General features: G+C 67.3%; 7 protein-coding genes and 1 pseudogene. 4 read left to right on the forward strand and 4 right to left on the reverse strand.

Annotation, left to right across the window (positions count from 1 at the left end; all coding sequences use genetic code 11):
* Positions 1–35 precede the first annotated feature (35 nt).
* Complete coding sequence (locus tag J2Z30_RS48560; RefSeq protein WP_044566538.1) at positions 36–917, forward strand: helix-turn-helix transcriptional regulator; 882 nt, start codon at positions 36–38, stop codon at positions 915–917.
* A gap of 195 nt (positions 918–1,112) precedes the next feature.
* On the opposite strand, the gene J2Z30_RS48565 is transcribed toward J2Z30_RS48560, so the two are convergent.
* Entirely contained in the window at positions 1,113–1,397 is a 285-nt protein-coding gene (locus J2Z30_RS48565; RefSeq protein WP_044566536.1) for a hypothetical protein, read from the reverse strand.
* A gap of 77 nt (positions 1,398–1,474) precedes the next feature.
* A complete protein-coding gene (locus tag J2Z30_RS48570) occupies positions 1,475–2,338 on the reverse strand; it encodes a GntR family transcriptional regulator (protein ID WP_209469175.1) in 864 nt (287 codons plus the stop codon).
* A 107-nt stretch (positions 2,339–2,445) separates the two neighbouring features.
* Between J2Z30_RS48570 and J2Z30_RS48575 the strand changes: the two genes are divergently transcribed.
* The 3 genes from J2Z30_RS48575 to J2Z30_RS48585 are packed head-to-tail and all read left to right on the forward strand — an operon-like array spanning position 2,446 to position 8,278.
* A complete protein-coding gene (locus tag J2Z30_RS48575) occupies positions 2,446–5,829 on the forward strand; it encodes a molybdopterin-dependent oxidoreductase (protein ID WP_044566533.1) in 3,384 nt (1,127 codons plus the stop codon).
* 29 nt (positions 5,830–5,858) lie between these two features.
* Entirely contained in the window at positions 5,859–6,824 is a 966-nt protein-coding gene (gene lhpI / locus J2Z30_RS48580) for a bifunctional Delta(1)-pyrroline-2-carboxylate/Delta(1)-piperideine-2-carboxylate reductase (protein WP_044566531.1), read from the forward strand.
* Positions 6,821–8,278 carry a short-chain fatty acid transporter gene (locus J2Z30_RS48585; protein WP_044566529.1) on the forward strand — a complete coding sequence of 486 codons (1,458 nt, stop codon included), beginning with the start codon at positions 6,821–6,823 and terminating at the stop codon, positions 8,276–8,278. The genes lhpI and J2Z30_RS48585 overlap by 4 nt, the downstream gene beginning before the upstream one ends.
* 15 nt (positions 8,279–8,293) lie before the next feature.
* Here the strand turns inward: J2Z30_RS48585 and J2Z30_RS48590 are convergent.
* Both J2Z30_RS48590 and J2Z30_RS48595 read right to left on the reverse strand, forming a co-directional pair.
* A pseudogene (locus J2Z30_RS48590) lies at positions 8,294–9,179 on the reverse strand (IS5 family transposase).
* A 58-nt stretch (positions 9,180–9,237) separates the two neighbouring features.
* On the reverse strand, positions 9,238–9,408 hold a 171-nt coding region (locus tag J2Z30_RS48595; RefSeq protein WP_209468823.1), incomplete at its 5' end, for an integrase core domain-containing protein.

Raw genomic sequence — 9,408 nt, forward strand, 5'->3', positions numbered from 1 at the left:
CCATCGATGACCGAGGTGCAGGAAGATGGGGCAATATGACGACGACATCCGGAGCCGGGCTAGGGGCGATGATCCGCACGTGGCGGAATCGGCTGCCCCCGTCGGCCGCGGCGCTGCCGGTAGGCCGGGCACGCCGCGCTGTCGGCCTGCGCCGAGAGGAGCTCGCCGAACTGGCCGGCGTGTCGGTCGACTATGTCGTGCGCCTGGAGCAGGGGCGGGCCACGACGCCCTCGGCGCCAGTGGTGGCGTCCTTGGCCCGCGCCCTGCAGCTGTCCACCGCCGAGCGGGATCATCTGTACCGGCTAGCCCACCTTGTCCCGCCGGCGGACGGCGCGATCTCCGACCACATCCCACCCGGCGTTCACCGGGTGCTCACCCGGCTCGGGGACGTCGCGGTTGCCGTGTTCGCGGCGGACTGGCGGCTGATCTGGTGGAATCGCAGTTGGGCTGGACTGCTGGGCGTTGACACATCAATGCCACCGCAGCTGCGCAATTTCGCCCGCGAGAGGTTCCCGGTAGGCGCAGGTCCGGTGAGCCTCGGGCTATGGCCTGTGACCGAACGGGACAGGGACGCCACCGACGCCGCCGTCGTGTCCGACCTGCGCCGCGCCACCGGCCGCTTCCCTCACGACACGCGCCTGGCAGAGCTGATCCGCGTATTGAGCGTGGGCAACCGACGATTCGCCGAACTGTGGGCGATCGGTACGGTGGCCGCTCACCGTGAGGACCATAAAACGATTGAGCACCCCTCGGTGGGGCCGGTCACAGTGGACTGCGATGTGCTCACCGATGGTGATTCCGAGTTCAAGATTGTGATCATGACTGCCGTGCCCGGCAGCGCGGACGAGACCAAGCTGCGGCTCGCCGCGATCGCTGGTTCGCCGGACACCACGAAAAGCTCGCATACGCTCCGGTAAGAGGGGTTACCACCGCGACGGGAGGCCGGTGCCGGATCCCGGAGAGCCCCCCGGCTCCCACCGTAAGCCCCCCGGTTGCCGGAACTCACGGACGTCGCCTTCCGCGAAACCGTGTTCCGGCTCTGAGCGACAAGTAATGCCAGCGCCCACATACAGTGCCCCTTCGCTTCACACCGACAGCCATGGAGCGTCGTGCTAGGGGGCGCCCGCCCTCTGCCGCTGACGCTCTCCGTCGGTGTGTGCCTTGCCCATCAGCGAGCCTTCTTCCTGCTCGTAGTGGGACAGGGCGAGGCCGAGGCAGAAAAACGTGGGTGCCCACTCGCCGACGAAGATCCCCCACCGGTCTGCCCGATCGAGACCCTTACCGGGCTCGGCGCGTAGGGACGTGGCCCAGGTGAAGATGGACAGGCCGATGGAGGCGATGCCGGCGGTGTAGGCGTGCTCCGAGCGCAGGCCGATGTCGTGCAGTTTCTTGATCATGGCGACGCTCCTTCGGGAGGTCCCCCCTCAGGTCCACCCTCGTATGCCCATGCTTCGGCGGATGACGCAGGACGGGTTCAGGACGCGGGCCGCTTCTTCGCCGGAGCCTTCTTGGCGGGGGCCTTCTTCTTGGGCCGCATCTCCCGCCCCTCGCCGTCGTCGCCTTCCTCGCCGCGGGCCTGCTTCGCGGCCCGCACGCTGTCCCGGAGGGCGGACATGTGGTCGACAATCTTGCCCTTCGGCTCGGCCGGCGCCTCCTGGTCGCGAGCGGGGGAGATGCTGTCAGGTCGTGCCCAGTCGGAGCGGACATGCAGCAGGTGGTGGCGGATCAGATTCTCCAGGCCGTTGGTGTCGTTGCGGGCGATGGCTTCGAGCATGTGATGGTGCTCGTGGGCGGAGTTGTCGAGCACCCCCCGTTCCGCAAGTGCTTCGAGACCGTACAGCCGGGTCTGGTCCCGCATCGCGGCGACAGTGGCCACCAGGCGCCGGTTGCCACACAGTTGGAGCAGGCCGAGGTGGAAGCGTCGGTCCGCTTCGAGGAAGCCGACGACATCACCTTCTCGAGCCGCCTTCTCGATCTCGTCTGCGATGACCGTCAGGCGCGTGAGGTCCTCAGGCTGAGCGTTCGCCGCCGCTTGCAGTGTGCCGGGCACCTCCAAGAGCAGCCGCATGGTGTAGACCTCGTCGAGGTCGTGCTCGCTCATGAGGATCACTCGGTAGCCGCGGTTGCGGACGGGCTCCATAAGGCCCTCGTTCACCAGTGTCAGCATGGCTTCCCGGACCGGACTGCTGGAGACACCCAGCCTGGTCGCCAGGGCTGCGGCCGAATAGATGTCTCCCGGTCGGATCTCCCCGGACACCAACGACTGCCGGACCAGGGCAAGGACCTGTTCGCGCAGGTTCGTGCGCTGAAGCGGACCGGCCGGCGCGTCGGGTGCCATCGGTTCTCCGTTCATCTCTTGATCTCTCTTGACTTGGCTCCCACTTGGATGCATCTTAACGTCTTACCGGCAACCGGTGGCCGGTAACCGGTTACTCAGGAGTAATTATGGCTGAGAAGCACGGGTACTGCACTCTGTGCCGCTCTCGATGTGGTGCCGTCTACACCATTGAGGCAGGCGCTCTGCGGGGAGTGCGGCCCGACCCCGAGCATCCGACGGGTTCGGCGATGTGCCCGAAAGGACGGGCGGCACCAGAGATCGTGTACAGCCCGGACCGCCTGACCCAGCCGCTTCGGCGGACCACTCCTAAATCCGATCCGGACCCCGCGTGGGAGCCCATCGGCTGGGAGGAAGCACTGAGTGAGACCGCCGAAAAACTGGGGCGGATCAAGGCTCGGGATGGCGCGGAAGCTGTGGCCTTCGCCCTGACTTCGCCCAGCGCTACCCCACTGTCGGACTCCATCGACTGGATCGAGCGTTTCATCCGCCTCTTCGGCAGCCCCAACACCTGTTACTCCACTGAAGTCTGCAACTGGCACAAGGACTGGGCCCACGCCTTCACGTTCGGAAGTTCGCTGCCGACCGCGGACTTTGCCGCAACCGACCTCGCCGTGCTCTGGGGTCACAACCCCGCCAAGACGTGGCTGGCTCAGTCGGCGGCCCTCGCGCAAGCCCGAGCCGACGGAGCCCGCCTGGCGGTCATCGACCCCCGCCGCTCGACCAGCGCACTGGAAGCGGACCACTGGCTGCGGGTCCGCCCTGGTACGGACGCGGCCCTCGCCCTGGGCGTCGCCCGGCTCGTGCTGGAACGTCACGGCTACGATGACGGATTCGTTCGGGCCTGGACAAATGCTCCCCTGCTCGTTCGCCGCGACACAGGACACTTTCTGCGCGCCCAAGAGGTTGATCCGGACCTCGACGGTTACGTCGTCTGGGACACCGTTGACGACACCTGGCGGCCGTACGACACTCTCCGTGCCGCGCAGAACCCCGGCCGCTTCGCCCTGCACGGCACCCATCGAGTGCGCACACGCACCGGCACGGTCGACTGCGAGCCCGCCTTCGAGCGGTACCGCGACGCCTGCCGGCCATGGAATGTGGAGGAAACCGCCCGCACCACCGGTATCGAACCAGCAGAGCTGACCGCCTTCGCCGACGCACTCATCCGGGCACGGTCCGTGTCCTACCACGCGTGGACCGGCGTCGGGCAACACGCCAATGCCACCCAGACCGAGCGAGCCATCGCCACGCTGTACGCGCTGACCGGAAGCTACGACTCGCCCGGAGGCAACGTCATATGGCCGCGGCACGCCCTGAATCCGGCCACCGACCTGACCCAGCTCCCGCACGATCAGCGGGCCAAGACCCTCGGCATGGCGGAACACCCGCTCGGCCCTCCTGCCCAGGGCTGGATCACCGGCCGGGATCTGTGCCGCGCGATCCTGTCGCAGGACCCCTACCCAGTACGAGCCTTGGTCGGATTCGGCAGCAACCTGGTGCTCTCACAACCGGATCCGCGACGCACGGCCGCCGCTCTTCGCAACCTCGACTTCTACGTACACCTCGACCTATTCCCCAACCCCACCTCCCAGTTCGCCGACATCGTGCTTCCGGTCAACAGCCCCTGGGAACACGAGGCGATCAAGGCGGGGTTCGAGATCAGCCGGCAGGCTCAGGAACACATCCAGCTCCGGCCGCGCATGGTGGAGCCGGTGGGCCAGTCCCGCTCCGACGCCGAAGTCGTCTTCGACCTCGCACAGCGTCTGGGTATGGGCGCCGACTTTTTCAACGGCGACGTCACGGACGGCTGGAATCATCAACTGGAGCCCCTGGGGTTGACCGTCGACGAGCTCCGCCGCCATCCTCGCGGCCTCCGAGTCCCCCTCGAAACGGTCTATCGCAAGTACGCCCAGAGCGCGGAAGACGACCAGGTCACGGGGTTCGCCACCCCGACCCGACGAGTCGAGCTGTACTCGGAACGGCTCGCGCTGCACGGCTACTCCGCTGTCCCCATCCATTCCGCGCCCGGTACTGGACCCGACTCCCGCTACCCGTTCTTGCTGACATGCGCGAAGAACGGCTACTTCTGCCACAGCCAGCACCGCGGGTTGTCCTCTCTGCGTAAGCGCAGCCCGGAACCCACTGTCGACATCAGCGGGGCACTGGCGCAGCGGCGCGACATCAGCGATGGCCAGTGGGTGGCGCTGTCCACGCGCATGGGGACGATCCGCATGCGCGCACGTATCGACCACGATCTGCACGATGACGTCGTATGCGCTGAATACGGCTGGTGGCAGCAGGCTCCGGACCTGGCACTACCGAGTTTCGATCCCTATGACGAGGCCGGCAGCAACTACAACCTCCTGATAGGCGACGACGTACGCGACCCGATCAGTGGATCGGTGCCGATGAGGTCCAGCAGTTGCGACGTCCAGCCCATCGCGACGTCTCATTGGGAAGGAACCAAGGAGTTCGTCATCGTCTCCGCCGTACCGGAAGGAGCCGATGTCCTGGCCTTGAGCATGGAACCTGCCGACGGTTCGGAGCTGCCCGATTTCAGGCCGGGCCAGCACATCACCCTCGGCTTCTCCACCACCGACCCGGTAGGCGCGGAACGACCGGCACGCTGCTACTCCCTGACCGGCCCCGCGCAGGACAAGGACCGCACGTCGTACAGCATCGCCGTACGCCGCGTTCCGGACGGGCAGGTCTCCGGCCAGGTGCACGCAACCGCGCGTGAGGGCAAACGCGTGCGGCTGACGGCCCCGGCAGGACTCTTCGCCATCCCGCCCGACATCAGCCGGCCAGTCGTGCTCCTCGCCTCCGGAATCGGGATCACGCCGTTCATCGGCTACCTCGAGACACTGGCCCGCAGCGGCGGCAGCGTCCCCGAGGTCGTACTGCACTACGGCAGCCGGAATTCCACCTCACACCCGTTCCGGAACCGCATGAGCGAACTACGGGACGTCATCCCCCGGCTACGCGTCCACACCCACTACAGCCGACCGGAACCCCACGACATCCTCGGCCGCGATTGCGACCACTTCGGACGCATCAGCGCCGCCGACATCGATGCCCGGCTCATCGAACGCCGCGCCCGGTTCTACCTCTGCGGACCGGAGGCCATGCTCTCCGACATCACCGCCGGCCTTGTCCACCGAGGCGTGCCGCGCTTCGACATCTTCGCGGAAAAGTTCCACGCCGCCCCCCAGCGCGTCGACCTCCCCGACAGCGCACAGGCCACCGTCCGCTTCACCCGCGCCAACCGCCAGGTCACCTGGCGCAAAGAAGACGGCACTCTGCTGCAACTGGCAGAGAGGGAAGGGATCCGCCTGCCCAGCGGCTGCCGCTTGGGCCAGTGCGAAAGCTGCGCCATCACCGTCCTGGACGGGCACGTCGCGCATCTGGTCACCCGCCCGGAGGACCTGGCCGACGACCAGTGCCTGACCTGCCAGGCCATGCCCATGACCGACGTCACTCTCGACGCTTGACCGCTTGACCGCCTGATCGAAAGACGACGATGCTGAATATCGACGCCCAACAGACCATCAATGCGCTGCCGTTCCACGACCTCATCCCCGCGCTCCGGCAGGGCTTCGTTCACGGCGCCAACACTCCTGCCCGCCACCACCACACCGTCGACGCCGACACCGACGCCAGCATCCTGCTCATGCCCGCCTGGTCCCATCGCGAGTTCCTGGGTGTCAAACTCGTCAACGTCTTCCCCGCCAACGCCCGCCACGGCAGGCCTGCCCTGTCCTCCGCATTCGTCCTGGCCAGCGCCGCCACCGGGGAGCACCTGGCCATCATCGACGGCAATGAACTGACCCGGCGCCGCACCGTGGCGACCTCCGCTCTGGCCGCCACCTACCTCGCACGACCCGAGAGCACCACCCACCTGGTGGTCGGAACAGGGCATGTGGGCAGCCTCGTCGCCGAGGCCTATCGCAGTGTCTTCGACATCCGGACAGTGCTCGTCCACAACCGGTCCGTCAGTCACGCCCGTCGACTGGCCGACACCCTGAAGCAACAAGGGCTTGATGCCCGTGCCGTCACCGACCTGGCCGCTGCGGCAGCCGAAGCCGACATCATCAGCTGTGCCACCCTCGCCACTGAGCCCGTCATCAAGGGCGACTGGCTGCGACCCGGTACCCACCTCGATCTCATCGGCAGCTTCCGCCCCACCATGCGAGAGGCTGACGACCACTGCATACGCCGCGGCACCCTCTTCATCGACACACCACAGGCCCTGCGCGAATCCGGTGATCTGACTCAGCCCATCGACGCCGGCCTCCTCACCCCGGACGACATCGCCGGCGCCCTGCCCGACCTGTGCGCCGGCACCATCCCCGGCCGCCGCACCCAGGAAGAGATCACCGTCTTCAAAGCGGTTGGCAGCGCACTCGCCGACCTCACCGCCGCCTCGGTGGTCTACCGCTCACACGGCCCGTCCCCCCGGGCCCGCACCTGCCAGGAGCCATCATGATCGAGCAGAGGCCCAAAGGGGGCGACGACTCCGCACCTCAGCAATCGCCACGCGATGGATTCCTCGCCCGCGCCGCTACCCGCAGTGCGGTCGTGGCCGAACGGTGGTTCCCCAACACCCTCGTCTTCGCACTCCTGACCGTGGCCGTCGTGGCCATCGCGGCAATGGGCATCGGATCAGGCCCCGCAAAGGTCGCCTCTGTCTTCGGCAACGGCTTCTGGGACCTGATCCCCTTCACCATGCAGATGGCCATGGTCGCCATCGGCGGTTATGTCGTGGCCACCGCCCGCCCCATCCAGCGAGTGATCACCCGCCTGGCCCAGGTCCCCGCCACAGAGCGGGGTGCCGTGGCCATGGTCGCCGCCATCAGCCTCACCTCCGCCCTGCTGAACTGGGGATTCAGCCTCATCTTCAGCGCCCTGCTGGTCAGACGCCTGGCCGAACGCGACAATCTGCGCGTCGACTACCGGGCCGCCTCAGCGGCCGCATACCTCGGCCTGGGCGGCAGCTGGGCCCTCGGCCTCAGCTCCTCGGCCGCTCAGCTCCAGGCCAACGCGGAGAGCCTGTCGCCCTCCCTGCTGTCGATCACCGGCGTCATACCCTTCCGGGAAACCATCTTCACCTGGCAGTCCCTCGCCCTCGCAGCCGTCGTGATCGTCGTCTGCGTGTCCATCGCCTACCTCACCGCTCCACGCGGCGACAGCGTGCGCACCGCGGCCGACCTCGGCATTGACCCCAGTGACCCGGTCGAGGACGATGAGCCCCGCACCCGGCCGGGGGAGTGGCTGGAGTACAGCCCTCTGCTCACCTTCGTCGTCGCCGCCCTCGTCGCCGGATGGGCCGTGCAGGAGTTCGCCGACAAGGACCCCATCGTCGCGATCTCCGCACTCAACACCTACAACCTGCTCTTCCTGACGCTCGGCATGCTGCTGCACTGGCGCCCGCGCCGGTTCCTCGCGGCGGTGACCAAGGCGGTTCCGGCCACGGCCGGTGTGCTCATCCAGTTCCCCTTCTACGCCGGCATCGCCGCCATCATGACCCAGGCCACCAACGGCGGGGGCGACAGCCTGTCCCACTACCTGGCCTCAGCTTTCACCGGCGTCGGATCCTCGACCCTCTTCCCACTGATGATGGGCGCCTACTCCGTCATCCTGGGTTTCCTCATCCCCTCCGGCGGCGGGAAGTGGATCATCGAGGCGCCCTACGTCATGCAGGCCGCCAATGACCTCAATGTGAACCTCGGCTGGACCGTCCAGGTCTACAACGCGGCCGAAGCGCTTCCCAACCTCATCAACCCGTTCTGGATGCTCCCGCTGCTGGGCGTCCTCGGCCTCAAGGCCCGCGACATCGTCGGCTACACCTTCCTCTACCTCGTGGCCTTGCTGCCGATAGTGCTCGGCCTGCTCACCCTGCTGTCCACCACGCTGCCCTACCACCCGCCTGTCCAGCCCTAAGGCCTGTCCGGCGGATCATGCCCGGAGCCATAACCGGATGGATGTCAGGGTGACAGTGCCGTGGAAGACGTAGGCCCGTTTGTCGTACCTCGTGGCCAGGGCCCGGAAGTTCTTGAGTCGGTTGATGGTCCGCTCGACTTCGTTGCGGCGCTTGTAGAGCGCCTTGTCGAAGCTGGTGGGCCGGCCGCCCTTACTGCCGCGGCGTCGGCGGTTGGCTCGCTGGTCCCTCGGCTCGGGGATGGTGTGCGTGATGTGCCGTCGTCGCAGGTAGCGGGGGTTACGGCGAGAAGAATAGGCCTTGTCGCCCCCCAGGTGGTCCGGCCGGGTACGCGGATGGCCACCACCGGCGCGGGCGACACAGACGCATTCGAGCACCGGGATGAGCTGCGGGGCGTCGCCCCACTACTGGCCCGGCGTGATCAGCAGGGCCAAGGGGCGGCATCCGCCTTCACCGGCGAGGTGGATCTTGCAGGTCAGCCCGCCCTGTGATCGTCCGAGACCCTCGTCGGAGCGGTGCTGCCGGGGGCCTTGTCCTTTTTTCGGAACACGCGGTGCTTTCCTCCGGGCGCCAGCGGCGTGCTGGTGAGCGCGGCAGGAGGTGGAGTCCACGCTCACCATGCTCCAGTCGATCCGGCCTTCCGCATCCGCATCGGCCTGCACGCCTTGGAGGATCCGGTCCCAGGTACCGTCCGCCGACCAACGTCTGTGCCGCTCATAGACAGTCTTCCAACTGCCGAACGGGGTCGGCAGATCCCGCCACGGAACACCCGTGCGCTGACGGAAGAGAATGCCGTTGATCACCTTGCGGTGACTCGCCCAACGCCCGCCCCGCTGCCCTACCGCGGGCAGATGGGGCTTCCAGACGAGCCCACTCCGCATTCGTCAGATCACCTCGTCCCATGACCATGGAAACGGCCACGCGACCGGCACCGCTCAATCAGTGACCCGTCGGACAGGCCCTAGGTGTGCTGTTCGGGGAGGTTGGTGACGCGGCTGGCTGGGGTGTGGCCGCTGATTCCGGTGTGGGGTCGGTGGTAGTTGTACCAGTCCAGCCAGTCGGGGAACGCGGCCTGGCGTTCGGCTTCTGAGGTGTAGGGCTGCTGGTAGGCCCATTCGTCGAGCAGGGTGCG

It is taken from the genome of Streptomyces iranensis (assembly GCF_017874715.1).
Taxonomy (GTDB): domain Bacteria; phylum Actinomycetota; class Actinomycetes; order Streptomycetales; family Streptomycetaceae; genus Streptomyces; species Streptomyces iranensis.